Source organism: Micromonospora sp. NPDC048999 (genome assembly GCF_040649295.1).
Taxonomy (GTDB): domain Bacteria; phylum Actinomycetota; class Actinomycetes; order Mycobacteriales; family Micromonosporaceae; genus Micromonospora.
Window position 1 is genome coordinate 1 of record NZ_JBEZFI010000037.1, and the last position, 26,060, is coordinate 26,060.

21 protein-coding genes, 1 pseudogene and 1 riboswitch are annotated in these 26,060 nt (G+C 70.1%); of the genes and pseudogenes, 10 read left to right on the top strand and 12 right to left on the bottom strand.

Annotation, left to right across the window (positions count from 1 at the left end; genetic code table 11):
* Positions 1 to 207: 207 nt before the first annotated feature.
* The gene (locus tag AB0C02_RS26660; protein ID WP_357551686.1) at positions 208 to 1,071 is read right to left on the bottom strand and encodes a tetrahydrofolate dehydrogenase/cyclohydrolase catalytic domain-containing protein; all 864 of its coding nucleotides are present in this window, start codon (positions 1,069 to 1,071) and stop codon (positions 208 to 210) included.
* 11 nt (positions 1,072 to 1,082) lie between these two features.
* Positions 1,083 to 1,164: riboswitch (ZMP/ZTP riboswitch) on the bottom strand.
* A gap of 56 nt (positions 1,165 to 1,220) precedes the next feature.
* Complete coding sequence (locus AB0C02_RS26665; RefSeq protein WP_357551687.1) at positions 1,221 to 1,640, bottom strand: ankyrin repeat domain-containing protein; 420 nt, start codon at positions 1,638 to 1,640, stop codon at positions 1,221 to 1,223.
* 137 nt (positions 1,641 to 1,777) lie between these two features.
* Here AB0C02_RS26665 and AB0C02_RS26670 point away from each other — a divergent pair, with 137 nt between their 5' ends.
* The 4 genes from AB0C02_RS26670 to AB0C02_RS26685 all read left to right on the top strand — a co-directional run bounded on the left by AB0C02_RS26670 (position 1,778) and on the right by AB0C02_RS26685 (position 4,889).
* Entirely contained in the window at positions 1,778 to 2,305 is a 528-nt protein-coding gene (locus AB0C02_RS26670) for a hypothetical protein (RefSeq protein ID WP_357551688.1), read from the top strand.
* 227 nt (positions 2,306 to 2,532) lie between these two features.
* Complete coding sequence (locus AB0C02_RS26675; protein WP_357551731.1) at positions 2,533 to 3,162, top strand: hypothetical protein; 630 nt, start codon at positions 2,533 to 2,535, stop codon at positions 3,160 to 3,162.
* Between the two features lie 198 nt (positions 3,163 to 3,360).
* Complete coding sequence (locus tag AB0C02_RS26680; protein WP_357551689.1) at positions 3,361 to 3,828, top strand: VOC family protein; 468 nt, start codon at positions 3,361 to 3,363, stop codon at positions 3,826 to 3,828.
* A gap of 251 nt (positions 3,829 to 4,079) precedes the next feature.
* Positions 4,080 to 4,889, top strand: a complete 810-nt coding sequence (locus AB0C02_RS26685; RefSeq protein ID WP_357551690.1) for a methyltransferase domain-containing protein — start codon at positions 4,080 to 4,082, stop codon at positions 4,887 to 4,889.
* A 425-nt stretch (positions 4,890 to 5,314) separates the two neighbouring features.
* Here the strand turns inward: AB0C02_RS26685 and AB0C02_RS26690 are convergent, their stop codons facing one another.
* From AB0C02_RS26690 to AB0C02_RS26700, 3 genes and pseudogenes are all read right to left on the bottom strand, one after another.
* Positions 5,315 to 5,494 (bottom strand): helix-turn-helix transcriptional regulator, encoded by a 180-nt coding sequence (locus AB0C02_RS26690; protein WP_357551732.1) that lies wholly within the window; start codon positions 5,492 to 5,494, stop codon positions 5,315 to 5,317.
* A 50-nt stretch (positions 5,495 to 5,544) separates the two neighbouring features.
* A complete protein-coding gene (locus tag AB0C02_RS26695) occupies positions 5,545 to 6,177 on the bottom strand; it encodes a DUF2975 domain-containing protein (RefSeq protein ID WP_357551691.1) in 633 nt (210 codons plus the stop codon).
* Positions 6,178 to 6,722: 545 nt separating this feature from the next.
* Positions 6,723 to 6,836, bottom strand: a pseudogene (locus AB0C02_RS26700) (IS5/IS1182 family transposase); the annotation flags it as partial.
* A 250-nt stretch (positions 6,837 to 7,086) separates the two neighbouring features.
* Here AB0C02_RS26700 and AB0C02_RS26705 point away from each other — a divergent pair.
* The gene (locus AB0C02_RS26705; protein WP_357551692.1) at positions 7,087 to 7,692 is read left to right on the top strand and encodes a YdeI/OmpD-associated family protein; all 606 of its coding nucleotides are present in this window, start codon (positions 7,087 to 7,089) and stop codon (positions 7,690 to 7,692) included.
* Between the two features lie 145 nt (positions 7,693 to 7,837).
* Here the strand turns inward: AB0C02_RS26705 and AB0C02_RS26710 are convergent, their stop codons facing one another.
* The 3 genes from AB0C02_RS26710 to AB0C02_RS26720 all read right to left on the bottom strand — a co-directional run bounded on the left by AB0C02_RS26710 (position 7,838) and on the right by AB0C02_RS26720 (position 15,116).
* Positions 7,838 to 8,404 (bottom strand): sugar O-acetyltransferase, encoded by a 567-nt coding sequence (locus AB0C02_RS26710; protein WP_357551693.1) that lies wholly within the window; start codon positions 8,402 to 8,404, stop codon positions 7,838 to 7,840.
* A 97-nt stretch (positions 8,405 to 8,501) separates the two neighbouring features.
* Positions 8,502 to 9,317 (bottom strand): hypothetical protein, encoded by an 816-nt coding sequence (locus tag AB0C02_RS26715; protein WP_357551694.1) that lies wholly within the window; start codon positions 9,315 to 9,317, stop codon positions 8,502 to 8,504.
* Positions 9,318 to 9,617: 300 nt separating this feature from the next.
* Complete coding sequence (locus AB0C02_RS26720; protein ID WP_357551695.1) at positions 9,618 to 15,116, bottom strand: carboxyl transferase domain-containing protein; 5,499 nt, start codon at positions 15,114 to 15,116, stop codon at positions 9,618 to 9,620.
* 338 nt (positions 15,117 to 15,454) lie between these two features.
* Here AB0C02_RS26720 and AB0C02_RS26725 point away from each other — a divergent pair, with 338 nt between their 5' ends.
* From AB0C02_RS26725 to AB0C02_RS26735, 3 genes are all read left to right on the top strand, one after another.
* Complete coding sequence (locus AB0C02_RS26725; protein WP_357551696.1) at positions 15,455 to 17,425, top strand: ABC transporter ATP-binding protein; 1,971 nt, start codon at positions 15,455 to 15,457, stop codon at positions 17,423 to 17,425.
* A 171-nt stretch (positions 17,426 to 17,596) separates the two neighbouring features.
* A complete protein-coding gene (locus AB0C02_RS26730) occupies positions 17,597 to 20,032 on the top strand; it encodes a DUF6493 family protein (protein ID WP_357551697.1) in 2,436 nt (811 codons plus the stop codon).
* The gene (locus AB0C02_RS26735; RefSeq protein ID WP_357551698.1) at positions 19,999 to 20,250 is read left to right on the top strand and encodes a hypothetical protein; all 252 of its coding nucleotides are present in this window, start codon (positions 19,999 to 20,001) and stop codon (positions 20,248 to 20,250) included. Before AB0C02_RS26730 ends, AB0C02_RS26735 begins: the two co-directional genes overlap by 34 nt.
* Positions 20,251 to 20,313: 63 nt before the next feature.
* Here the strand turns inward: AB0C02_RS26735 and AB0C02_RS26740 are convergent, their stop codons facing one another.
* On the bottom strand, positions 20,314 to 20,463 hold the full coding sequence (locus AB0C02_RS26740) for a hypothetical protein (protein ID WP_357551699.1): 150 nt from the start codon (positions 20,461 to 20,463) through the stop codon (positions 20,314 to 20,316).
* A gap of 701 nt (positions 20,464 to 21,164) precedes the next feature.
* Here AB0C02_RS26740 and AB0C02_RS26745 point away from each other — a divergent pair.
* Positions 21,165 to 21,989, top strand: coding sequence for an MOSC N-terminal beta barrel domain-containing protein (locus AB0C02_RS26745; RefSeq protein WP_357551700.1), 825 nt, complete (start codon positions 21,165 to 21,167; stop codon positions 21,987 to 21,989).
* A 60-nt stretch (positions 21,990 to 22,049) separates the two neighbouring features.
* Here the strand turns inward: AB0C02_RS26745 and AB0C02_RS26750 are convergent, their stop codons facing one another.
* Positions 22,050 to 22,301 carry a hypothetical protein gene (locus AB0C02_RS26750; RefSeq protein WP_357551701.1) on the bottom strand — a complete coding sequence of 84 codons (252 nt, stop codon included), beginning with the start codon at positions 22,299 to 22,301 and terminating at the stop codon, positions 22,050 to 22,052.
* Between the two features lie 475 nt (positions 22,302 to 22,776).
* Here AB0C02_RS26750 and AB0C02_RS26755 point away from each other — a divergent pair, with 475 nt between their 5' ends.
* Positions 22,777 to 23,451, top strand: coding sequence for a uridylate kinase (locus AB0C02_RS26755; RefSeq protein ID WP_357551702.1), 675 nt, complete (start codon positions 22,777 to 22,779; stop codon positions 23,449 to 23,451).
* A 297-nt stretch (positions 23,452 to 23,748) separates the two neighbouring features.
* On the opposite strand, the gene AB0C02_RS26760 is transcribed toward AB0C02_RS26755, so the two are convergent.
* The gene (locus AB0C02_RS26760) at positions 23,749 to 24,840 is read right to left on the bottom strand and encodes a hypothetical protein (RefSeq protein WP_357551703.1); all 1,092 of its coding nucleotides are present in this window, start codon (positions 24,838 to 24,840) and stop codon (positions 23,749 to 23,751) included.
* A gap of 34 nt (positions 24,841 to 24,874) precedes the next feature.
* Positions 24,875 to 26,032 carry an SPFH domain-containing protein gene (locus AB0C02_RS26765; RefSeq protein ID WP_357551704.1) on the bottom strand — a complete coding sequence of 386 codons (1,158 nt, stop codon included), beginning with the start codon at positions 26,030 to 26,032 and terminating at the stop codon, positions 24,875 to 24,877.
* Positions 26,033 to 26,060: the final 28 nt, after the last annotated feature.

The window sequence follows — 26,060 nt, forward strand, 5'->3', positions numbered from 1 at the left end:
AGAGTGCAGCCCACCGCGATGCTGGTGCTCGAACCTCAGAAACCGCTCCGGATCTGCCACGCCATCAGGATGCCGGAACTCACCCCGTTGATACCGAACCAGACCGGTGCCGGCTGCGGACGGCACACTCTCATGCCGCTGGTCGGGCGTCCAGATACGTCGATGATTGGATGCGTCTCCCGGACGTGCGCGAGCCGGCTGCGCGCGTTAGGTGGTTGCGCGTTCGGCGGCGGCCACGGCGTTGCGGAACAGCATGGCGACCGTTGTGGGGCCGACGCCGCCGACGCGGGGGGTGATCGCGGAGGCCACCTCGGCGCAGGCTTCGTCGACGTCGGGTAGGAGGCGGCGGCCGGCGTACCGGACACCGGCGCCGATCACCACCGCGCCTGGGCGGACATGCTCCGGCTGGATGATGCCGGGAACGCCGGCTGCGGCGATGAGGATGTCGGCCCGACGGGTGTAGCGCGGCCAGTCCGGGACACCGGTGTGGATCACGGTGACCGCAGCGTTCGCGGTGGGGCGTTTCTGGGTCAGCAGGATCGCCAGCGGCCGCCCGATCGTCGCGCCGCGTCCGAGGATCACCACCTCACGGCCGGCGACGGGGATCCTATGGTGGTCCAGCAACGCTTCGATACCAGCGGGAGTGCACGGTAGAGGGCCTGGCATGCCCAGAGCCAGCCGCCCCATGTTGAGCGGATGCATACCGTCGACGTCCTTGTCGGGGTCCAGCGTCTGCAGCGCGGCGTCGTAGTTCAGGTGGTCAGGGATCGGATATTGGAGCAGGACACCGTGTACGTCCTTGTCGACATTGAAGCCGGCAATCACGTCGAGCAGATCGTCCTGGGTGGCGTCCGCGGGCAGGTGCCGGTGTGGCGAGTCGAAGCCCAACTCCGCCGCCTGCCGCTGCTTGATCCGGATGTACCCGGCGCTCGCGTCGTCGTCGCCGACCAGGATCGTGGCGAGGCTGGGCGTGACGCCTCGTCCCTGCAGGGCGACGACCCGCCGGGCGATGTCGAAGAGCACGGCCTCGGCCACCGGTGCGCCGGGCAGGAGTCGAGCGATCTGGGGCATGCGTACCTCCGAACGGCAGCCCAGGCGGTCGACTCCCGTGACAAGCTCCCCGATGGTCCAACCATCCCCGTGCCGCCAGTCGCTCTGACCAGCAGAATACCCGGCATAAATATCGACCAGCGCTCACACCCCGCGCGCGCACCTGCCGCCTATGGTGGTGTCGCGCCTGCGGCTTTGAGAAGCGCTTCCGTCTCGGAGTGGCCACTTCGGACGGCCCATTCGAGGGGCGACAGTCCGCTGCCGTGGTCTTCGCGGAGGTTCGGATCAGCGCCCTGTGCGAGGAGTTCACGGACAACGTCGTCGTGCCCCCACGCTGCGGCTCCCGTCAAGGGTGTCCCCTCCTCGCCGCGCCCGCTCTCGACGTTCGGGTCCGCGCCGGCATCCAAGAGGATCCGCACCACCACACACTCGTTCTGCACCGCAGCCAGGTAGAGCGGCGTGCTGCCGTCACGGTCTGCCGCATTCGGGTCTGCCCCCGCACGCAACAGCATAAGCACGGCCGGAAGATCGTCACGCAGTAGCGACGCCATCAGGCGGGCGGTGAGCTTCTTGCGCTGTCGGACGTTCACTAGCGTCAGAATAGGCGGTCCGGTTCGTCACGAGTATTCCAGCGCACGGCTCCCGGGCATCCGCTCTGCCGCCGAGCGAGCGGACGTGCTGCAAGTCGTACCTGGGCCGTCTTTGGCTGCCCCCGACTGGAGTAGGGATGCCCGGCTGTGCCGCTGACGAGGCGGTGCGCGACGATCAGCCGGTGCAGCGTTTCGACAGCGTTGGTTGTGACCTGGTGGTGGGCACCGCCGTCCGGGCGACGGTCATGAGCCATGAGCCTTGGGGGGTCATGGCCGAGGTCCTCGGACACGAAACGGTGGGCGCGTCGGTTGACGCCGGCGTCATCGACAGCCCGTCGGGCGCACTTCGGGCACTGCCCGAGGAGTACCCGCCAGTCGGCGAGCAGGTCGACGCGGTCGTCCAGGAGATCAGGCGGTACCACCCGCCCGTCTCGATACGCCTCACGATGCGTGCCGCGGACCTGCGTGAGTTCAGCTGGCCGTGCGGATGCTGCGGGCAGCTCACGATCCTCAGCCCTGGCGGCGACGGCGTCACCGTCGATGTGCGCAGCAGTGAGGGACCGGGATGTGCGTCGTTCGCCGCGCACCGGTCCTGTCTGGCCGACCGCCTCAACCCGGACTTCGACGGCGACCGGGCACGGGTTAACGCCGTGGGGCGCGGCTAACCGCCGCCCCCAGCGATCGGAAACCAATCGCCCTGATAGCGGCACCCACCGCCGGATGCACCCCCACAGACGCACGAGTCACGCGCACGCACACGCCGCCGGCGGGCGCCACGCTCCGTGACGAGGTGCGGTGGGTTGAACGCTCGGCCGTGCCGACGTGAGTGCGTCGGTGCGATGACGAAGGCGCCGATCCGTGACACGGTGACGAGGTAGAGTCTCGCGTCGTGATGGCAGGGCTTGATCAACAGGGTGAGAATGGCCGCCGTCTCGGTCAGGAAGCGATGCGGCGACTGCGCCTCAGATCCGTCTGTGCGATCGACCCCGGACTCACCGACTCGGAACTCGCCCGGATCGAGCAAGAATTCGGGTTCCGGTTTGCCGCCGACCACCGGGCCTTTCTGTCCGCAGGACTGCCGGTGAACACCCGGCCCGAGCCACGCGAGCCGGGCGTGATCTACACACACCCGGAGCCGTGGCCCGACTGGCGTAACGGGGACCGCGACAAGCTCCGCAGTCTGCTGGACTGGCCCAGCGAAGGAGTGCTGTTCGACGTCGAGAAGAACGGCTTCTGGTACGACGGCTGGGGTTCTCGTCCAAGCGGCACCGCCTCGGCATTGGCGACAGCGACGTGCATGCTGGCGGAGGTTCCGAAGATGGTGCCGGTGTATGGGCACCGGTATCTCCCTGGTGAGCCGAGGGCCTTCGGCCACCCGGTGCTTTCGATGTGGCAGACCGACATCATCTACTACGGTTTGGATCTGGCCGACTACATCGACCGGGAGTTCGGCCGCACGGGCCCAGGCGAAACCCCGTGGGAACCGAAGGCGAGCGTCGAGTTCTGGCGCGATCTAGTCTAAGCCGTACTCTCTCCAGCCGTTTCATCCGCCCGGGGCATCCCCAAGCCAGAGCATGTCCGTGGCGAGCGAAGCATGGAAGGTGACGGCGGCGGCGTCGCCAGCATGCGGACGTGGCGAGTTGCGGACGGTCACACGGTGACGACCGGCCTCCTCGTGTCGGTTGGTCTAGGTACTGCGAACGCCTACCGTTGCAGATACATGATCGATACGACGGGAGCACGGCCCATGTCACATGTACGCCGCTTCGACCACGTCGGCATCACGGTTGCAGACCTCGATGTCGTGACCGCCTTCTTCGTGGCGCTCGGCTTGGAGGTCGAGGGCAGGGCGTTCGTCGAGGGCGAGTTCTTGGAGACGGTCTGCGGCATTCCCGACTCCCGCACCGAGATCGTCATGCTGAAGTCGCCCGACGAAGGCGCCCGCCTGGAACTCGCGAGATTCGTGCGGCCCGACTCCGTGCCGGGCTCGCCGGCTGCCATGGCCAACGAGCTGGGATTGCGCAACGTCTCTTTCGAGGTCGACGACTTGCAGGCCACTGTTGATTGGGCAGCGAGCGAGGGCTACGGACTGGTCGGCGGCATCGGCGAGCACGAGGGTGCTTGGCGGATGGCCTACGTCCGGGGGCCGGAAGGGATCATCGTCTCGCTGGCCGAACGCATCGGCTGAGCCTCGCAACGCCCGGATCTGCCGCGAAGCGAGCGTGACGTTACGTGACGGGCCTGCTCGCGCTCGGCGTGCGGTCTTGCCGACGTGCGGATGTTCCTGGGTCCGCCTATGTCGCCAAAGGGTCTGGGGCGATTGGCCGGTGTGTGAGGGTTCGTCGCAGCAAAGACCCGACCCATATGATGGGATCGCCCCTCCACAATCTGAGATACGGGTTAGGTTTGTCGCCCGGACATCAGAAGGCTGGAGACGAGATGGCCGCCGCACCACACGTATACACCCACGGGCATCACGAGACGGTTCTGCGCTCGCATCGATGGCGCACCGCCGAGAACTCGGCGGCTTACCTGTTACCCCATCTCCGGCCGGGCATGTCCCTGCTCGATGTCGGCTGCGGACCAGGCACCATCACCGTCGACCTGGCCACCCGGGTGGCTGCGGGACGAGTCACCGCCGCGGAGATCACCGAACCGGCGCTGCAACTGGCTCGGGCGGAGGCCAGCGCACGCCGGCAGGAGAACATCGACTTCGTCGTCGCCGACGTCCACTCCCTCGATCTGCCCGACGACACCTTCGACGTCGTCCATGCCCACCAGGTCCTTCAGCACGTGGCCGATCCGGTCCGGGCGCTGACCGAAATGCGCCGAGTGTGCCGGCCCGGAGGCATCATCGCCGCCCGTGACAGCGACTACGCGGCGTTCACCTGGTTTCCGCACGTGCCCGCGCTCAACGACTGGCTAACCCTCTACCGACAGGCCGCCCGCAACAACGGCGGCGAGCCGGACGCCGGACGCCGCCTGCTGTCCTGGGCCCGCAAGGCCGGGTTCACCGACGTCACCGCAACAGCGAGCACCTGGTGCTTCGCCGCCCCCACCGATCGGCAGTGGTGGGGGCAGATGTGGGCCGACCGGATCCTGCATTCGGACCTGGCCCAGCAGGTATTGGCCTCCGGTCTGGCCACGGGAGACGACCTACACCGCATCTCTCAGGGCTGGCGGGAATGGGCTGACGCCACGGACGCCTGGTTCACCGTGCTACACGGCGAGATCATCTGCCGGGCCTGACCAAGACGCATCGGCCAGCGGGGCGCTACCTGCCTGGGGCAGACCTACCGCACATCCGCAATCACTGCGATCCGGGCGCTGCGCGTCGCCACGATGTGCCGACGGCAGATTCCCGTCTCCGATGCTCGTCGGAGCTCGAGGCGTGCGGCGGCATCTGAGCCGTGCCGTCAATCGAGGGTCGGGTGTTGGAGGACAACGTGGTCCAGTTCCTGGAACACGTCAGTAGGTACATCGGGTACGAGTACGACGAACTCGACGAAGCCGCTCCCCCACAGGCGCGCTCGAGCACACCGACGACGAGTCCACCGCCGGCTGGTTCCGCTACCCTTCCAGGGAGTACCACCACCCAGAGGGTGGTTCGAAGATCTTTGAAGCGATCTATGCTCTGCGTCCGGTGGTAGCCGCACGCTCGCGGGGAGAGCGGGTCAGTCCGGGTCGAAGGTGAGAAGGTCGCCGGGTTGGCAGGACAGTACTTCGCAGAGTTTCGTTAGTGTGGTGAAGCGGATGGCTTTGGCACGGCCGTTTTTGAGGATGGACAGGTTAGCGATGGTGATTCCGACCTGGTCCGCCAGTTCCGTCAGGGTCATGTCCCGGGCCTCCAACAGCCGATCCAGGTGCACGGTGATGGCGTGTTGTTCCCGGTCGGCGGGTGTGGTCACACCGTCCCCTGAAGGTCGTCGCGCATTTCCGCGCCGATCCGCATGACTCTGGCGAAGGAGAGCAGGCCGGCGGCGATCAGGAGCACTGCCCAGGGGGTGTCCCAGGTGTTTGGCCGGAGCCAGTCGACCTGGTTGGCGACCATGGTGGCCAGCAGTCGGTTGGCGGCTACCGCTTCCACGATCATCCTCGTCAGAGCGCCGGCCAGCAGGAACCAGCCCAGGGTCCGCAGCCGCTTGGCCGTGGCCGGCGTGTAGATGCCGTCCCGTTTCGCACCGCGGATCAACCGGTTCAGCAGTATGAGGGCGCCGATGAACAACGCGCTGCCCGGCAGCATGGTGAGTGTGTACCAGACTCGCTGCCCGACATCTGGATGTGCGACGCCAAGCCGGTAGCCGATGGTGTTGGCCGAGGTTCCGACCCGCAGGATCCACTGCCCGGTCCGAAGGTCGGAGCTGCTGACGATGTCGGGCACGTCGACGTATACGAAGGAATGGCCGATCCCCATGACGCTGCCGCTGCCGAACACCGTCGCGATCGCGGAGATGACCAGTAAGACGCTGGTCGCCGCGAGCAGGAAACTGACCACGGTGGCCACCGGCTCCAGCGGGTTCCGTGACTTGGACTGCACGATGCCCCCTTATCGTTTATCGATGTTATCGAAAAACGATAACATCGATGTGCCCGTGTGTGAAAGTCGCTGACGTCGCCCGGCCGCGCTCGGGGTGCTCAGCTGCGACTGTGGGCTGGATCCTGCTCTGCCAGCGGTCGGCAGGACGGGCAAGCCGTGCGGCTACCCGCGCCAGCACCCGGTCAGCGGTGCGACCCGGACGAGGCATGGCTGGACGTCACTGCCAGGCGTGGGCGCCGACGTCGGCGCTGGCCAGGGTGGCGATGCCGGACCAGTGTCGCCGGCCGTCGGCCGGGCCGGAGCCACCGACGACGAGCACCGGCAGAAGCGACAACCGCCGACGCGATCTTGAGAAGGGTCATTGAGGGGGCGATTCGGAAAGTTAGGTCGCGAGGTCGGCCAGTTCGCTGTCGATGCGGGCGAGTTCGGTGGGTGAGCGTGGTGATCTGCTGGCGTAGCCGGTCGGCGGTCTGACCTGCGGTGGTTTCGCGTTCGGCGATCAGGTCGAGGATCGTGGTGATGTTCACCGGTGTCGCCAGGAAGGGGTCGCGGGTGAGGCGGCGGTGCAGCATTAGCGTGCCGTTGACCTGCTCCACGATCCACCGCTTGCGGACCGGCACGAACCCCTGGCCGCTCTCGGAGCGTTTGACGATCTCGACGTCGAATGCCCAGGACGGCGCCGTGGACCGCGACGTCCTGTTTGAAGCCGGCGTCCACCCAGGCCTACGGCGCTGGCCGCTACCGGCACGTGCGCGAGGAGTCCGATATGCCGGCCCGACGTCGAGACCGTCCTGAGCGTCGAGGTCCTACCCCCGTCTATCGGCCGAGCGACCGGTGCGCCGGCAGCCCGGCGAGTCGGCCTGGCCCACAGGCAGAGGCTGCGACAACGCGCAGCGATAGCCTGCCGTCATGGGGAGCGCCGAACTGGATGAGTTGATCGTCGCGGACGCCGACGCGCTGCACGCGTGGTTGTCGGCCAACCACGCCACGTCGCCCGGTGTCTGGCTCGCCCTGACCAAAAAGGGCGGCACAGTCACGACGCTGAACTGGCAGCAGGCGGTCGACGAGGCCCTGTGTTTCGGCTGGATCGACGGGCAGGCCCGCAAACGGGATCAGGAAACCTCCTGGATCCGCTTCACCCCTCGCAGGCCCCGCAGTTCCTGGTCACAACGCAACGTCGCCCACGTGGACCGGCTGGAAGCGCAGGGGCGAATGCTGCCCCCAGGCCGCGCCGCGGTAGAAGCCGCGAAGGCCGACGGGCGCTGGGCGGACGCCTACGCCCCGCCGTCGGAAGCCGAGGTGCCAGCCGACCTCCTCGCCGCCATCGCTGCCGACCCCGCCGCCCAGGCCATGTTCGACGTACTCACCAAAACCAACCGGTTCGCTCTCATCCACCGCGTCAATGCCGTCAAACGGGCGCAGACCCGCGAGCGGAAGATCGGCGAGTTCGTCGCCATGCTGGCCCGTCACGAGACGATTCACCCGCAGAAGGCCAAGCCTCCGAACTCACTGTAATCGGCATCTTGATGATCATGCGTACTCGTCAGCCGCCGAGCCGGATCGCGAGGCGTACTCGAACGCGCCGGGCTGTACCGTCACGCCGTGCAGGCATGCCGGCAGGCGCTCGGAACTGTCGATGCGCGCGGGTGAGCCGCAAGCCTCAAGTGGTTGCAGGAGACGTCGGCTTGAGACGCTTTCGCTCGACAGCGCTTGTTGCCGTCACCACACTCAGCGGCGGCACATCCTTCGCGACAACGGCGCCCGCGCCGACGACCGAGCCGCGACCGATTGTCACTCCAGGGGTGATCGTGGCTGCGGCGCCGATCCACACATCATCCTCGATGACGATGGGCGCGTGCGTGATGAAGTCGTACCGCTCGTCGACCTCGACCGGGTGGCCGGCCGTGCTCAGAGTCACTCGGGGACCGATCAGGACGCGGTCACCGATGGTGATGCCTCCGTAGTCGAGGAAGAAACATCCCTGATTGATGAACACGCGCTCTCCGAACGATGCTCCAAGCCCATAGTCGCAATAGAACGGGGGCAGGATGGACAGAGAGTCAGGGATCGGTTTACCGAAGATCTCGGTCAGCACCGTCCTGCGCGCGTCGAGGTCGCCAAACGGCAGCACGTTGAGGCGCGAGGTCAGGTTCATGACGAGCTGTACGCGCTCCGCGAAGGCCCGTGACTCATGCGTCCGTGTTCGTAGACGTTGCTCGTTGCGCACGAGGCCATGCTGGCACAGCGAGTCAGAGACCCGGCCGGTGGGTAGCTCCAGACCACTCGTCCTCGACATACTGTGAAGTCTTCGGCGAGAGCGGACGTCACTGCATAGCGGTAGCGGGCGGGTGGTCGAAGGAGGCCGGGCAGCGAAAGACGTACAAGGCATAGCCCCGGCCGATCGAGACGTCGGTGAGGTTGGACGAGGTCTCCGGCTGATCCTCCACCGGCCGCCAACTGTCGCCCGTTCCGTGCCACTCGCTGGAGTCGGCAGTGAACAACAGCGTCATCGCGGTTCCGCACTCGACGCAGTCCATCGGCTGCGGATCGGTCAACGACCAGTTCGCGAAGCCGCCCACCTTCCAACCTGGTGCCAGCGACAAGTCCAGCTGATAGGTAAGGCCGGTATCCTCCTCCCACGCGGTGATCCGGGCATCGAGTTCCTCGGGCAGCAGTCCACCGTACTGGTACTCGCGAATCTGCTCCGGATATACCACGCAGGGCGTCGGTAGGTAGGAGTCGCTGACGACCGGCGGTTCGGGAGCCGCGTCCAAGGGCTGGGTGACATCGCTGCTACGCCGCCAATACAGCCGAACCCGCGGGTTGTAGCCCTCCTCCGGGTGATCCAGCGGGCACCACAACACCTGCAACAGGTCGGCACCGTCCGGGCCGACGAAGTCGGGAACGTCGTTGCGGTAGAGCTGCGCCACGGGCACCAGCGGGGCCGGCTGGTTCGCCAGCTCGTGCGGCTCGGAGAAGTCGGAGTCCGGCAGCTGCGCCCGCTCCTCGGCGGTCAGCTGGTAACGGCCGCCGGTCGCGGCTGCCCGCGCTTCTGCCGCCGCGTAGATCTCCCGGCTGCGGCGGACGGTCGCCGGTGTTTCGAGCTGGCAGATGTAGTGGGCATCGCCGTCGGTGCACACCGGCCACGCCTCGTTGACCGGCCAGAGCAGCGGGCCGCCGACTGAGCTTTCGGCGGTCGTCGGCCTACCGGGACGAGGATGCAGCCGTGTCGCTGTTGTCGAATACCCGCTCAACCCGGGGAAGAGCTTCGTGAGTTCAACCGGTCGGGGTGGCGTGGTACGCGTCATGGCCGGTGATCTTAGGGTTCGGATACGACGATCCCCCGGCGCAGCGTTCGCGGCGATGAACGGCCGCCTGCCCACCACGCCACCCCCGTACGAAGGAAGGTGGTCATCGTGGTGAGCAGGCGGCTCGTCGCGTTACTTGGCCGCGAGGCCCCGTTCGATGGCCGCGATGATCTGCGGACGCAGCTCCTCGGGTCGGATGATGGCGTCCACCGAGCCGACCTCTACCGCGCGCTGGATGCTGTGCACGCCGTCGAACTCGGCGGCCACCTCGGTCAGCTTCTCCGCCCGGACCGTGGCCCGGACGTCCATGAGCTGCGTGACCAGCGCCGCCCGCTCCCCGCCGGTGGCTGCGGCGACCCGCGCCTCCAGTTCGGCCACGCGCGGGTCCTTCGCCGTGCGCGCGTTGACGTCGCCGGCGAACACCACGGCCGCCGCGGGCGCCCCGCCGAGGACGGACGCGAACGAGCCCTCCACGGCGAGCACGGTCATGTTCGGGTTGAGCGCCTTGGAGAACACCACGAACGCGCCGCCGTGATAGCGCGAGATCACGCAGAACACGATCGGCCCTGCGAAGTTCACGATCGCCCGGCCGATCTCCGCGCCGTACTCCAGCTGGAGCTGCCGCATCGACTCTGGCGAGCCGTCGAACCCGGACAGGTTCGCCAGTACGACCAGCGGCCGGTTCCCGCTGGCCGCGTTGATCGCCCGCGCGGCCTTCTTGGACGAGCGCGGGAACAGGGTGCCCGCGGTGTACGTGTCCGGGCCGTCGGTGGGCGGGAATCCGCGCCGTGGCACCGACCGGGACTCGATGCCGAGCAGGCACACCGGGATACCGCCGAGGTGCACGTCCTGCACGACCGCGGTCTCGGCGTCGGCCATGCCCGCCCAGCGTTCCAAAATCGCGTGGTCCTGGTCGGCCAGGGCTCGCATCACCGTACGGATGTCGAACGCCTTCTTGCGGTCGGGGTTGCGCTCCCGGGAGAAGATCTCGCCGACGGTCGTGAAATCGCTGTCCGGCACCGCGTGCGGGTAGTCGGAGATGTCGCGGTCGACCGGGTCGGCGGTCACCGCCCGGCGCGGCCGGGTCTCACCGGGCACGACGTAGGTGTGGTCGTAGTGGGTCATCAGCAGATCACGGGCGGCCCGCAGGTCCGGCGCCCAGTATTGAGCCTGGCCGTTCGGCCCCATCACCCGGTCGTAGCCGCCGATACCGAAGTTGTCCTCGGCCGACACGCCGCCGGAGAAGTCCAGCGACTGCTTTCCGGTCAGCACCATCGCCGAATCCGGGGTCATCACCAGGATTCCCTTGGTGTGCATGAGCATCGTGGCCTCAGCGTTCCAGTACGGCTGGGCGCCCACGGTGATCCCGGCGACGATGATGTTGATCTCGCCGCCGTCCTGGGTGAACTCCACGATGCGCTTGAGCGCGGCGGCCACCCAGTCCATGTTCTCGGTGCCCGAGCTCATCGAGATCCGGGCGCCCGCCGACAGCGCGAACCAGTCGAGCGGTACGCGCATCCGCTCGGCCAGGTCGAGCGCGGCGATCACGCGCGCGCATTCCGGCTCGGCCAGCGCGCCGAGTGCCTTGGTCGGGTCGCCGAGCAGCGCCACCCGAGTGACGCCCTCGGGGTACCGCTCGGTCGGCGTGCTCACCACACCGGCGACGATGCCCGCCCTGTTCCGGCCCTTCGGCCGCTCGACCGGGACCAGCTCACCGGTGTCGTCCAGGTCGTACTCGGTGAAGCTGCCGCGCTGGCCGGCCAGCATCTCGGTCAGCTCGTACGGGTACGTCGTGCCGCGCCGCCGCGCCGCGAGCACCTTCTGCCGGTAGTCGTCCAGCGGCTGGATCGGCTCGGTCGGCGGCTCGGTCATCGACACCCGCATGCCGGCGTCGTAGGAGATCTGGACCGCGATGTCGGTCAGCTCGCCGGTGGCCCTGTCGCGTTGCCGGCCGAGGAACAGGACCTCCTCCAGGCCCGCACCGGCCGTGATCGGCAGCACGCGCTGGGCGACCGCGTTCAGCTCCTCGATGGTCAGCTCGTTCGGCGGCCAGACGTAGATGGTGATCCGGTTGGTGTCGAACCGCTTCTTCGCCGGTCGCTGCGCCTGGACCTTGCGGATCGCGTCGAGGCACGCGTCGAGCGCGCCTTCGACCGCGGGCAGCGCGAGGATCCGGCCGTCGGCGTCGCGCAGCGGGGTCAGGTCGCGGACCTGGGCCATCGCCGTCAGCCGCTCGTCTGCCGGGTTGTTCGGGGCGACGCAGTGGAAGAGGTAGACCTCTTCGTCCGCGGACGGCAGACGGGTCAGGTCGAAGTTCCGCAGCCTCGGCAGCTGCAGGCGCTCGGCGATCAGCGGGTGCAGGCCGCGGATGACGCGGTCCTCCCCCAGGCCGGGCCGGAACGTGAACTGGTGGTGCATCGGCGTGCCGTTGGGCCCGGCCACCGACATCGTCACCCGCTGGAGCACGTCCAGCAGCCCGGCGCGGTCGAGGACCTCCCGCAGGGTGGCGGCCATCGTGTCCACGTCGGGCTGGTCGGCCCAGGTCAGGTACACGTCGGCGACCGACGGCTCCGGGCGCGGCGTCGGACGGGCCGAGCCAGAGCCGTCGCCGGAGTCCGCGGTCGACAGCCCGGCGATCTTGTTCAGGGTCGCGGGCAGCTCGCCGAAGTCGCTGGCCACCGCGATCAGCCGGAAGCGCTCGCCGTCGCGGTCGTACTCGGCCGTGAAGAACGACTGCCCGGCCACCTCGACGGGACGCGCGTCGCTCGCGCCGCGGTTGCCGTAGTAGCGGCGGCTGAGCACTTCGAGCATCGGGCCGTGGTCGGCGCCCGGCTTGCCGATGCGCTGGCCGAGCAGCCGGACCAGCGGCTCGGGGGAGGCGACCATCTTGCCGATCCGCTCGGCGCGGTCGGTCGCGTCGGGGTTCTTGTCGAGGTGACGCAGGTGGCCGCGGACACTCGCGTACACCTCGGCACGCTTGCGGCGCAGCATCGGCTGGGCAGCCCAGCGGAACACGATGCTGCGGGCCAGGTCGCCGACCACCGGGAACCGGAGCTGGGTGGCGAAGATCAGATGCTCCAGCGCCTGGCCGACCAACTCGCGCAGCTCGTCGCCGGGAAGCGGCTCGGTCAGCCACTGCTGCAGCAGCGTGACGATCACCGAGACGTCGGCCGAAGTCCGTCGCTGCGCGAGGAAGATCCGGAAGACGGCCTCTTCCAGCGCGGGCGTGCGCTCGAAGTCGTCGACGCCGTAGTGGGCGAGCACCCGGGCGAGCCGGTTGCGGAAGGTGTCCGGCAGCGCGGCGCGCTCGACGTCCAGGCACTGCAGGTAGGCGTGGAGGTATTCGCGCGGGCTGTGCACCCGGCTGTGGGCCTTCGTCTCCTCGCCGACCGGCCGGTTGCGGCTGAGTTCGGACAGGTCGGCGAAGACCTGGAGCAGCTCGACCTCTTCCTCGAGCGGTCGGTGGCTGAGCTCGGCCCGCGCGGCCAGGTAGGTGGACAGCGCCCGACGCTCGTCGCGGGGGTCGAGGTCGTAGCCGAGCAGCAGGCTGCGCAGGTCGGCGATGCCGCGCGCCACCCGGGCCTCGGCGGACAGGCCGGCCGGCTCGGGCGGCAGCTCCAGGTCGACGGCCTCGGCTTCCGCGGCCTCGCCCGCGGCCTGGTCGCCGATCGGCTCCAGGCGCAGCAGCGGCGCGCCGGTCTCTACCTGGCTGCCGACGGAGACCTGGCATTCCCGCAGCTTCGCCTTGAACGGCGCGCGCAGCACGGTCTCCATCTTCATGCTTTCCAAGACGAGTACGGGCGCGCCCGCCTCGACCTCGTCCCCCACTTCGAGCGGCGTCGCGACGACCAACGCGGGCGCGGGGGAACGCAGCACGCCGCCCTCGTCGCGGCTGACCCGGTGCGTGGTGCCGTCTACCTCGACCAGGTGGATCGGCCCGTGCGTGTCGGTGACGAGCCGGAAACGCCGGCCGTTGACCAGGATCCGGCCCGTGTGCTCGTCGAATCGCTCAAGCTCGACGTCGACGGTCGACGCGTCTCCGATGCCGACGCGGAACCGGCGCGACCCGGTCTGCGCGACGGTCACCCGGTAGCTCGCGCCGCGGAGCTTGAGGTCGATCGGCCGGCCGCTTTCGTGCTGGACCTGCGGGCGGCCGCCGTGTGCGGTGGACAGCAGCCGCTGCCGCTCTACGAGCGCTTCGGCCTCGTACGCCTCGATGGCGGCGGCGGCCAGCGCGATGCCGGAGTGTTTGGTGGACACCAGGCGGCCCTGCGCGCGGACCCGGTCGATCCAGCCGGTGTCCGCGCTGGCGTCGATCACCTCGGGCTGGTCGAGCAGGTCGAGCAGGAAGCTCTTGTTGGTGGCGCCACCCTCGATGATCACCGTGGTCTCGGCGACCGCGCGTCGCAGCCGGCCGAGCGCCTCGTCGCGAGTGCGGCCATAGGCGATGATCTTGGCGATCATCGAGTCGAAGTCGGCCGGGATCACGTCGCCTTCGCTGACCCCGGTGTCCACCCGGATGCCGGGGCCTGCGGGCAGCGCCAACCGGGCGATCCGGCCGGGCGACGGTGCGAAGTCGCGGTCGGGGTCCTCGGCGTTGAGCCGGGCCTCGACGGCGTGTCCGGCCTCGGTCGGGATCCGCTCGCCGAGCCGACCGCCGGCGGCCACGTGGAGCTGGGCCTTGACCAGGTCGAAGTCGGTGGTGGCCTCGGTGATCGGGTGCTCGACCTGAAGTCGGGTGTTGACCTCGAGGAAGGCGAACAGCTGCTCGCCGGGGTGGTAGAGGAACTCCACGGTGCCCGCGCCGCAGTAGTTCACGGCCAACGCGAGCCGCTCGGCCGCCGCCTTCAGCTCACGGGTCTGCTCGGGGGCGAGCACGGGAGAGGCGGACTCCTCGATGACCTTCTGGTTGCGCCGCTGCACCGAGCAGTCCCGGACGCCCAACGCCCACGCGGTGCCCTGGCCGTCGGCGATCACCTGCACCTCGACGTGCCGGGCGCCGGTGACCAGACGCTCCAGGAACACCACGCCGCTGCCGAACGCCCGCTGGGCCTCCAGGCTCGTGCGCTCGTAGGCCTCGGTGAGCTCCTCGTCGCTGCGGACGACCCGGATGCCCCGGCCACCACCGCCGGCGGTCGCCTTGAGCATCAGCGGATAACCGATCTCGGCCGCGGCGCGCTTGGCCGCGTCCAGGCTCTCCACCGCGCCGCGGCTCCACGGCGCCACCGGAACGCCGACCTCCTCGGCGATCAGCTTCGCGCCGATCTTGTCACCGAGGGTGCGCATCGCCTCGGCGCTCGGGCCGATGAAGGTGACACCGACCTTCTCGCAGAGCTCGGCGAAGGCCGGATCCTCGGCGACGAAGCCCCAGCCCACCCAGACCGCGTCCGCGCGGGTCTCGACCAGGGCACGCTCAAGGATCCGGTGGTCCAGGTACGGGCGCGCCGACGCAGGCCCGAGGCAGTAGCTGTCGTCCGCCTCGCGAACGAAGGTGGCGGTGCGCTCGGCTTCGGTGTAGAGCGCGACGGTCTCGATCGGCGGGGCGTCGGTCTCGGCGTTGAGCTCGCGAACGGCGTGGATCAGCCGCATGGCGGCCTCTCCCCGGTTGACGATGGCGATGCGGCTGAACACCGAGTAACCCTCCCAAAGGTTTGTGCACAACACAACGAGGACCCCTCGAGGCAGGGGTCCTCGTCACAACGATCGTTGCTACCGGCGGGTATGGAAATGTCGGACCCACCACCGGAGGAGGGCGAAGTTTGTGGACACCCGCCAAAGGCGCGCGGGGCGAACACCCGGTCACCACCTCGTCACGCTGCCCGCGCTCGCGGCGACCCTCGCGGTTCCCCACGCACACAACAACAACTGTCGGTGCCGGAGCAGATACTACGTGCGACGCAGGCGTGCCGGTCACCGGTCGCCGGCCGCCCCGACCGAACAGAGAGCCCGCGACCCTGGGAGGTAGGCCCATGGCAGAGACCGCGACCACGACCGGGAAAGAAGCCCCAGCCGAGCCGTCGAGTCGACCGCGCGCCGACTCGGTGTTGCCGGAGCTGCGGGCGATGTGGTGGGAGACGGGGGTGCGGGCACGGGCGGAGGCCGGCCTGTTCGCGGTGTTCGCCGAGTTGCCTCGGCTGGTCCGGGCCGCTCTCGGGGTCAGCTGGCGCGCCGACCGCGTCCGCACGTTCGTGGTCGCGGCGACCACGGTCGGGGCGGGAGTGATGGCGGCGTTCGGGCTGCTGGCCACGCAGCGGGTGCTGGTCGAGTTGTTCGCGGGGGGCCCGACCGCGGACAAGGTGGTCGCGGCGCTGCCGGCCCTGGCGGTGCTGGCCTCGGTGACGGCCGTGCGGGCGGGCATGGCCACCGCGATGGGATACGCCCAGAACGGCCTGAGCCCGAAGGTGGACCGGGAGGTGGAGCGCGCGCTGTTCGAGGTGACCACCGCCGTGCGGCTGGAGGCGTTCGACGCCGACGCGTTCGCCGACGACATGGAACGCGCCTCCCGAGGCGCGGACTCCACCACAGCGCTGGTGCAGTCGTCGATGAACCTCCTCGCCGGGTTGGCCGGGCTGCTCGCCGTGGCGGTCGCCGTGGTGGTGATCCATCCCCTGCTGCTGGTGGCGCTGCTGGTGGCCACGGTGCCGAACGCCTGGGCGTCGCTGCGGGCCGGGCATCTGCGCTACCAGACGTACGCGGCCGGCTCGGTGCGCCGGCGCCGGTTGTGGCTGCTGCACCGGCTGATGGCCGAGCGGGACTCCGCTCCCGAGCTGCGCACGTACGGGCTGCGCCGGTTCCTGCTGGACCAGTACGACCGGGTGATGGGCGTGGAGACCGGCATCCAGCTCGCGCTGGCCCGCCGGGTCACCACGACCACCACCGTGGGCTCGATGATCGCGGGGGTGGCCACCGCCGTGGTCTACGTGCTGCTCGGGCTGCTGCTGGTCAACGGGCAGATACCGCTCGCCGCCGCCGCGACCTGCGTCGTCGCGGTGCAGTCCGCCCAACGGTCCCTGGCCGTCGTCACCTTCCAGATCGACCGCGCCTACACCGAGGGTCAGCACTTCCGCGACTACACCGGGTTCATGGCCCGCGCCGTCGCCTACCTTCCCGCCGAGGACACCTGCTCGCCGGCCGCGGCGCCCGACCGGCTGCGTGAGATAGCCATCGACGACGTCAGCCTCCGCTACCCCGACCGGGACTCCCCCGCCGTCAACCAGGTGACCCTGACCATCCGAGCGGGCCAGACCGTGGCGTTCGTCGGCGAGAACGGCTCCGGCAAGTCGACCCTCGCCGCGATGATCGCCGCGCTGCGGACCCCCACCGAAGGAACCATCCGCTGGAACGGCCGGGCCCTGTCCGACTGGGACGTCGACGCACTGCGCGCCCGCATCGCGGTCGTCACGCAGGAATACCACAAGTGGCCCTTCACCGCCGCGACGAACATCGCCCTCGGCGACATCGCCGCCGAGCCCTGCCAGAACCGCATCGAGGCCGCCGCCGCCCGCGCCGTCGCGCACGACATGATCACCGAACTGCCGCACGGGTACGAGACGCTGCTCGACCGCACCTTCGCCAACGGCCAGGACCTCTCCGGCGGCCAGTGGCAGCGCATCACCGCCGCCCGCGGTTTCCTCCGCGACGCCGAACTACTCGTCATGGACGAGCCGTCCTCCGCCCTCGACCCGCGCGCCGAGGATGCGCTCTTCCAGGCCATCCGCGACCGGCAGGGCCGCGCCACCACCATCCTCATCACCCACCGGCTCGCCAACGTCCGCCACGCCGACCGGATCTACGTCCTGCACCACGGCAGCCTGGTCGAGGCCGGCACCCACGACGAGCTCATGGCCGCCCACAGCAGATACGCCGAGCTGTTCAACCTCCAGGCCGCCGGCTACGACACCACCCGGACCGCGCTGCCGCACCAGACAACCGTCGCCTGACTTCGGACTTTGGCACGCGGCATCGGCGTGTCGCGGGCGAGGCGGCACCTTCCCTGAGACCGATATGCCTCTGGCCGCAACGGAGGCCGGGCGGCGCCGGCGGCCGGGCCGTCGTTGTCGGTGGGTTGGCCTACCGTCTGCCGGCGTGACCGTGAAGATCGAGGTGTCGGCGTGAGGCGCGCGGAGCAGGAACTGTTTGTCAAGAGCACGGTGCGCCGGCGGCGGGAGCTGGCGGCGGGTGGCACCGGCGACCTGTTCGAGCTGGTGAAGGCGGGCTCCGCCGACCTGGTCGCGGCGGCGCTGGCGGGGCTGCCCGAGCCGCGCCGCCGGGAGATCGGCGTCGCGTTGACCGACTGGTTCCGGCGGCAGGACTCCTCGACCTGGTGGTCGAGGGGCGCGAGCACCGCCCTGGCGGTCGCCGTGGTCGGCTGCCTGCCCACCGCCGCCCAGGCCGCGGCGATCCTCGGCCGCAGCTCGGTTGACCCGGACGGCGAGCGGGCGGCGGCGCTGGTGTCCGGCGCCGCCGCCGAGCGTGGCGTCACCTGGCTCGGCGACCTGGGCCACCGGCTGGGCGCCAAACTCGGCCGGCAGGCCTGGGTCCAGCGGTGGCGTTTCGTCGCCGCGCTGCTGCGCGACGTTGGCGCGGAGCCGCCGACCAACGACGCTGTCGTGCAGCTGTGGCTGACCGAGGTGGCGTTCCCGGAAGGCCGCACCGGGCGTCCCGTGCCGCTGGTCGACCGGCTGCGGGCGGACCCGTTCCGGGCGGCCATGCTGCCCCGGCTGTTCGAGGTGGACGGTCTCGGCACGACCATGATGTTCGACGAGGTCGTCACCACCTGGGAGGACCGGCGGCGGCACGCCCTGCCGGCCGCGCTGGCGCAGCTGGCTGCCGAGGGCACGCTCGATCGGGCGTGGCTGATCGACAGGTCGATCGGGCGGCTGCTGCGCGGCGACCGGCCCGCCGCGCTGCGCGCCTTCACCGTCCTGCTCGACCTGCTGCGGCCCACCACCACCGAGGTCGCCGCGCGTACCACCGACTACCTGCGCCTGCTCACCGACGCGCCGGCCCCGGTCGCCACCATGGCCCAGAAGGCGCTACGGGAGCTGCCCGACCTGGCCCTGGAGTCGATCCTCGACGCCTCCCGGGACGTGCTGCACCGCCCGGACAAGGCGCTGGCGAAGGCGCAGCTCACCTGGCTCGACCGACTGGCCCGGCAGCACCGGGACCGGGCCGCGGAGATCGCCGAGGTGATCGCCCTCGCGGCCGCGCACCCCGCCGTCGAGCTGCGGGATCGGGCCGGCGCTCTGGCCGCCCGGCACGGCCTCGACCCGGTCGCGGTCAACCCCGGCCCGACGGTGGCCAGGCCGCGCGGCGACGACCTGCCGACGCCCGCGCCGCCCGCGCCCGCGCCGCCCCCGATCGCCGACATGGACGAGCTGGCGGAGGAAATCGCCGCCCTGCTGGGTACGCCGTCGCAGGGCACGCCGCTGGACCGCGTACTCGACGGGCTGGTCCGGCTCACCGCGATCGACGCCGTCCGGGTGCACGCCGCCCTGACGCCGGTGATCGAACGCCGGCACTGGTCGTGGGGCAACGAGCACCGCTGGGATCCGCTGTGCCTCTGCGAGGTGGTGGTGGACGTGCTCAGGACGGCCGGCGCCGACCACCAGCCCCGGCGGCGCAGCCGGTGGCAGTCCCTGCTCGCCGCCGTCCGCCGCAACGACCGCGGCCCGGCCCTGGTCGCCACCGACCCACGGGTGCCGCCGGTGCACCGGCTGCTGCGGGCCCGGCTCGCCGAGATCGGCGCGCAGGTCGGCGATCCCGGGCGGCCGGGGCTGCTCGCCACTCCGACGTCGGCCAACGGCCTGCTCGACCCGTTGGCGCTGCTGGAGCGGCTGGCCGCGTTGGGCGACGACCGGGCCCCTTGGTCGTGGGACTTCGCCCAGGCCCTGCTGCGGCTGCCCGCCGACACCGACGACACGGTCGCCGACAAGGCCGCCGCGCTGGGCACGCCGGCCGGGGAGCGGCTCGCCGAATGGCTGCGCGACGGCGGGCTGCCGCAGCCGGTGACGCGGGCCACCACGGTCACCCGCCGGCCCCGCAAGTCACGCTACGACTGGGAGTTCGAGCAGCTCGCGGAACGGCGGCTGCTGGTCGAGCTGCGCCCAACCGACGGGTACGAGGACCCGCTCGGGCTGCTCACCGCCGACCCGGCGCCGATCGGCGTCGAGTACGGCGGCTGGGTCAAGCTGTGGCCGTCGGCGCTGCCCGGGCACCGCAGTGTTGTCGCCGCGTACGCCCTGCCGGTGGTGGCCGCGAGCGCGGACATGGACCAGCAGGGCGGCACCGCCGTGCTGCCGCTGTTGGCCGAGTGTGCCGGCTCGGGCGGGGTGGCTCTGGATCTGGCGGTGGCGTACGGGCTCGGGGCCCGGCACGGGGCGGATCGCATCGCCGCCCTGGACGCCCTGCTCACGCTGGCCGGGGCGGGGCAGCTCGACCCGACCGGTGCGGGCCGGCGGCTCGGGGAGCTGGTCGCCGTGGGGGCGGTGAGCCGACCCGGGTGTGCGAACCGTTGCGTGACGTCGCCCAGGCCGGGGCGCCGTTGACCGTGTGGCGGCTGCTGGCCGCCGCACTGCCGGCGCTGCTCGCCGCGCCGGGCCCCCTGCGCGGCCTGCCCGACCTGCTGACCCTGGCCAGCGAAACGGCGTCCGCCACGGGCGTCCGGATCGAGGTGCCCGGCCTGGCCGACGTCGCGGCACGCGGCGGGTCGAGCCGGCTGGTCACCGAGGCCCGTCGGCTGCACCGCGCGCTCGCCGCGGCCTGACCTGGCGGACACGACACGGGCGGGTGCGGGGCTCTCGCGCCCACACCCGCCCGCGCAGCCCATTCACCGGAGTCGGTGGCCCAAGAGCTGGAGCTGCCCTCCACCCGGCAGGCTGGCGGCGACCCCGGTCGTCGATCCGACGGCCACCGCCTTGAGGGTGACGGCGCAGTTGTTCCCGGTCGCGCTGTTGTACATGAGGTAGACGTCGCCCACCTTGATGCCGTCGGAAGCGACGATCGACCGGTGCCCGTCGGAGACCGGGGTTCAGCGGGTGCCCCCTGCACACGTGGGCTACGACGCCCAGCTTTCTCCGGCACCCGCAAGCGCCGGCGGGGTGACCCCCGCGCGTGCGGGGACGACGCCTGCGTCCAGTACGAGGGACAGGTCATGTACGGGTGACCCCCGCGCATGCGGGGACGACCGCTGATACCACCCGCCGACTCAAGTGACACCTATTGCCGGTCGCTCTTACCACCGCCTGGAGCTCCGGCCGAGTCGAAGGCAACGTAAACCGGATCAAAATGCTTATTATAAAAGGCAGATGTATGGCCGCGCGAACCCCGACCTCCTACGCCACCGGATCATCCTCTCCGACCGACATCAACGAACAGCGATCACCACGGCCGCGCCAGAGCCACTTCGTACCTGACCGTTGACAGACACCTGGGACCACGAGCCACCGAAGTCGTTGCTGCAGGCTGATGTCGCAGTGTACGGGTCCGTCGCGGCGCGGGCCGGTGACCCGAACGTCGCCACCGCGACAGCTATCGCGAGAAACCGAGGTTGACAGTCATCGCGCCAGTGTGCGCACGCTATCCTCCAAAGCTCCGGCGCGAAATGCGCCCAGATCCACATCAGATGATGAACGTACCTGATCCGGTATCAACCCTGGCATTTGGACTATGGTCAAAGTCATGCGCCTCGCCGCCGTGCACCTCTACCCCGTCAAGTCCTGCGGTGGCATTGAAGTCGGGCAAGCCACGGTCGAGCCCTGGGGGCTGCGCCACGACCGGCGCTGGCTCGTCCTCAATCCGGACGGCGGCTGCCTCACCGCGCGCGACGAACACCGACTGCTCGGCGTCACCGCGGCGCCAACCCCTGGTTCGATCACCCTCACGGGGCTGGACGGCGCCACCCTCACCGTCCCCGAACCGACGGACGGGCAGCCGGTCGCCGCTCCCCTCTCCCGGCTGGACACCCTGCGGCTCGCCGACGACGAGGCCCACGAATGGCTGTCCACCCAACTCCAGCGCCCGCTACGGCTGGCGTGGCTCGACGACCCCCGACGCCGACCGGTCGCGACCGAGCACGGCGGCCGGTCCGGCGACCCGCTGAACCTGTCCGACACCGGCCCCCTGCACGCCACCACCCTGCCCTCCCTCCGCCGACTCGACGAGTGGATGAGCGAGGGCGCCGCCGAGCGCGGCGAGCAGGCACCCCAGCCCCTGCCGATGGCGCGGTTCCGACCCAACGTGGTCATCGACGGGCCGTTCGAACCCTTCGCCGAAGACCGCTGGGCCACCCTCCGCATCGGCGAGGTGCGCTTCCGTTTCGCCGACCGCTGTGGCCGCTGCCAGCTGACCCTGATCGACCCGGACACCTTCACCAGCGGCAAGGAGCCGATCCGCACCCTCGCCCGCCATCGCAAGGAGCATGGGCAAACCTGGTTCGGCGTCCAACTGGTCCCCCTGACCACGGGCGACTTCCGCGTCGGCGACGAGGTCAGCGTCGAGTCTTGAACTCGGCTCCGAAGGAGTCGAGCGGCCGGAGCCGGACGGGCAACGCGAGCAGGCCGTGCGTCATCGGCCCCTGCCCTCGGTGACCTGCCGCTCCCGAGCGGTCAGGGTGTAGGCCCGGACCAGCACGTCGGCCAAGTGGGTCTGTCGGGCCGGTTCGAGCACGATCGCCACCCGGCCGGCGGTGTCGCCCTTGAGCGCCGAGCCGTGCAGCAGCAGCCAGCCACCTCCGCGCCGAGCAAGGCGGGCCTGGGCCGGGGCACCACCCTCCGCGCGTACGCGGCAGCGCGGGCCGTAGCGCACGGACGGCGGCAAATCCGTGCACGTGACCTTGGCTTCGGGCTGCGACGGCCGCTGACAGAATGCAGGCGTGGTGACCGCTCTTGATCGGTCACCACGCACGGGACGGCGGCATGTGCGGACACCCTGCGTTGGGTCCGGGTGCACTAGGTTTGGAGGCCGGCCTGCCCCACGCGCGGCGCCGGTACCGCGCGTCACCGAATCCAGGGGTGGCAGCACCGTTCGAGTCGGGCCAGGCTCCGGGGAGCCCGCTCATGGTGAGCGGGCTCCCGAAATGGCCCAGCCTGGCACCAACCACTGAACTGCTAACCGCGCGGATCGCGGCTAGATGAGGATGCCGACGATGAGTCGGATGTCGATCCCGGATATGTTCGACGGATGGACGACCAGTTGCCCAGCGGCGGTATCGAGCGACGCCACAGGTGCTGACTGCCACTCGGCAGACGGGTTTCCCGCGGTTGTCGGCCGAGCGGGTAGGACGGGGCAGGACATGGACCAAGGCACCCGCGACGAGATGCTCGGCCGACTGGCTGAGGCAGTCGGGGCCGTCACAGTCACACACCCGACGCGGGTTGCCATCGACGGGCCGCCCGCCGCCGGCAAGACCACGCTCGCCGACGAGCTGGCCGTCGTCTTGCGTACACAGGGCCGCGACGTCATCCGCGCGACAATCGACGATTTCCTCTTCCCCCGGGCACAGCGCTACCCGCGCGGCGAGTACTCGGCCGAGGGCTGCTACTTCGACACCCACGACTACGAGGCGCTGAACCGGGTCCTGCTCGATCCGCTCGGCCCGGGCGGAGATCGACGCTTCCAACAGACGGTCTACGACCGCACGGCGGATACCGCGCTGTCCCCACCGGTCACGACTGCCCCCGTCGACGCCGTGCTGGTCTTCGACGGCGTCTTCCTCATGCGCCCGGAACTGATTGATCGATGGGACCTGCGCATCTTCGTGTCGACCGCGCTCGAAAAGACCGTGGATCGTGCAGTGATCCGAGAGCGCCGGTTGTCATCTCGGGCCGAAGTCGAACGGCGCTGGCGCGAGCGTTACATCCCCTCCCAACAGTTCTACTTCGCTACGGTCCGCCCGACCGATCACGTCGACATCATCGTGCACAACGACGAGCCCCAGCAGCCGGTCTGGGCGCCCCAAACGCACTGACCGAACTCAATTCCGCCACTTGTTTCATTGACCTACGAAGTAGCCCGGGCAGGGCCGCAAGACCGACGCCACCGACGCCCACTCCGTCGCGCTGGTCGGCACCCGCATGGCTGCTGGAGCTGATTCCCGGTGGTGCGAAGAAGAGCGTGTCCGCCGCGCGCCTCATCTGCAGCTGGCCAACGTCCGGCGGGCCCGGTCGACCTCTGGCTCCAGTTGGCTTGACCGGGCGGACATGGTACGGGCGGGGTGCGGGGCTGTCGCCCGCCGCACCCCGCCCGTGGGACTTCCGTCTGCGGTTCAATGGCTCCGCACGTACGCCCACAGGAGCACCGCGACCACCGCCAGCGCGGCCAACACCGCAGCGGTGATCTTGGCGGCGCTGTACGGGCGTTCGCCGGTGATCTCGCCCGTCCGGGCGTTGATCAGAATCTGGTACGAACGGCCGGCGTGCAGGTATGCCGCGATCCACACCGGCAGCAGCATCAGCTTGTACATCACGGCCGAGTAGGTGGTGTTCACGGACGTGACCCGCTGCTCGTCACCGCCAATGTCCTGCTTGCAGTCCTGCTCGATGACCGGCGCCATCCGGTTCTTCGCCTCCACCAGCCCCACCTCGGGATCGGTGTCGTACCGCAGCGCGTGGTAGCCGGCCAGGTAGTCCCCGTGGTAGGCGACCGCCTCGGTCAGCGGCCACGGGGCCAGGCGGTCCAGCTGCTTCTGCGGCAGGGTCGTCGTGGCGGGCACCAGCACATCATCGAACTTCCGGCGGACGGTGCCGCTCGCCGAATACCACCGCGTGTGCCGTACCTCCCGGGTGCGCGTCTCCTGCTTGCCGTCCACCGTCACGGTGTACGTCTCGGTGGTGTAGTAGTACTCGCCGCGCTGGCCCTGGTAGTCCGAGACGGTCCGCGCGTCAAACGTCCAGTGCGGCAGATAGGTGCCCTTGAGCGTCTCCGCCACACTGACCTTCTTCAGGCTGTTCGGCGCGAACCAGCGGCTGCGGCACCACCGGCCCAGGGCGGTGCGTACGCCCGCCTGGTCCACGGCGAACGGCAGCACCGCCTCCGGGGCGATCAGCTCGCCCGCCGTGGCGTCGGCCACCAGCGGGGTGGCGCAGAACTGGCAACGCTGGGCGAGCGCGTTGCTCTCGGTCCGGGCACCGCAGCCCGGGCACACGAAGGTGTACGCGCCGACGCTGGCCGCCGGCTTGTGCGGCAGCGTCGCCAGCTCGGTGTACGCGTGCTCGCGTACCGCACGGCCGGCGCCGGCGATCTCCTGCCGGTGCCCGCAGTACGGGCACTGCAGCACCGCCGTGCCCGGCGCGTACTCCACCCGCGCACCGCAGCCCCCGCACTGGTAGGACGGCGGGGAAACTGCCGTGTCGCTCATCGGGGCCCCCTTCCGCTCTCGCGGCCCGGCCTGCTCACTGCGGCGGCAGCGGCGGCGGGACGCTGGCCAGCACCGGCGCGAGCTCCGGCACCTGTCCGGCCGGCTGCCATTGCGCCATGCCGGTCCGCCAGACCAGCGTGTCCGGGCTCAGCGTGCCCTCGCCCACCTGCTCGGCCAGCCCGCCGAGGTCGTACGGGCCGTGCCGCTGCCCGGCGACGCCGATGAACCACTGGGTCTGGTTCGGCAGTGGTGGCGGCTCGGCGCCGCCCGGCTGGGCGGGAGCCGGCGACGGCTGCGCCTGCGGGCCGCCCGCCATGGACCTGCTCATCTGCTGGCCCATGGCCATGCCCATGCCCAGCCCCATGCCGGTGCTGGCGCCGCCGCCCGGGTTCTTCGCCGCCTCCTCGATCGCGGTGGCCGCCTGGTACTGGGTGAAGCGGTTCAAATCCCCGACCGCGCCCATCTCGGTCCGCTTGTCCAGCGCCCGCTCCACCTCCGGGGGCACGGAGATGTTCTCGATGACGAACTTGGGGATCGCGATGCCGACCTCGGCCAGCTCCTCGGTGAGCACGCCGGCCAGCCGCCGGCCGATCGCGTCCTGGTGCGCCGCCAGGTCCAGCAGCGGCACCCCCGCCGAGGCGAGCGCCCCGCCGAGCCGCCCCACCATGAGCTGGCGCAGGTATTCCTGCACCTCCTCGGTGCGGAACTGCGGATCCGTGCCGACCAGTTCCCGCAGAAGCCGCTGCGCGTCCACCACGCGTAGTGCGAAGGCGCCGAACGCCCGCACCCGAACCACACCGAACTCGGCGTCCCGCAGGATCACCGGGTTCTGGGTGCCCCACTTCATGTCGGTGAACTGCCGGGTGTTGACGAAGTACACCTCGGCCTTGAACGGCGAGTTGAAGCCGTACTTCCAGCCCTTGATGGTGGACAGGATGGGCAGGTTGCGGGTTTCCAGCGTGTAGTGGCCGGGCGGGAAGGCGTCGGCGATCTGCCCCTCGTTGACGAACACCGCCGTCTGGGACTCGCGGACGATGAGCTGGGCGCCCATCTTGATCTCGTTGTGGTACCGGGGGAAGCGCCAGACGATCGTGTCCCGGCTGTCGTCCAGCCACTCGACGATGTCGACGAACTCACCCCGGAGCTTGTCCATCAGCCCCACCGCGTCACCCTCCCCCTCGCTGCCGAGCACCTCGGCGTCGCGACGATAACAAGTGCCC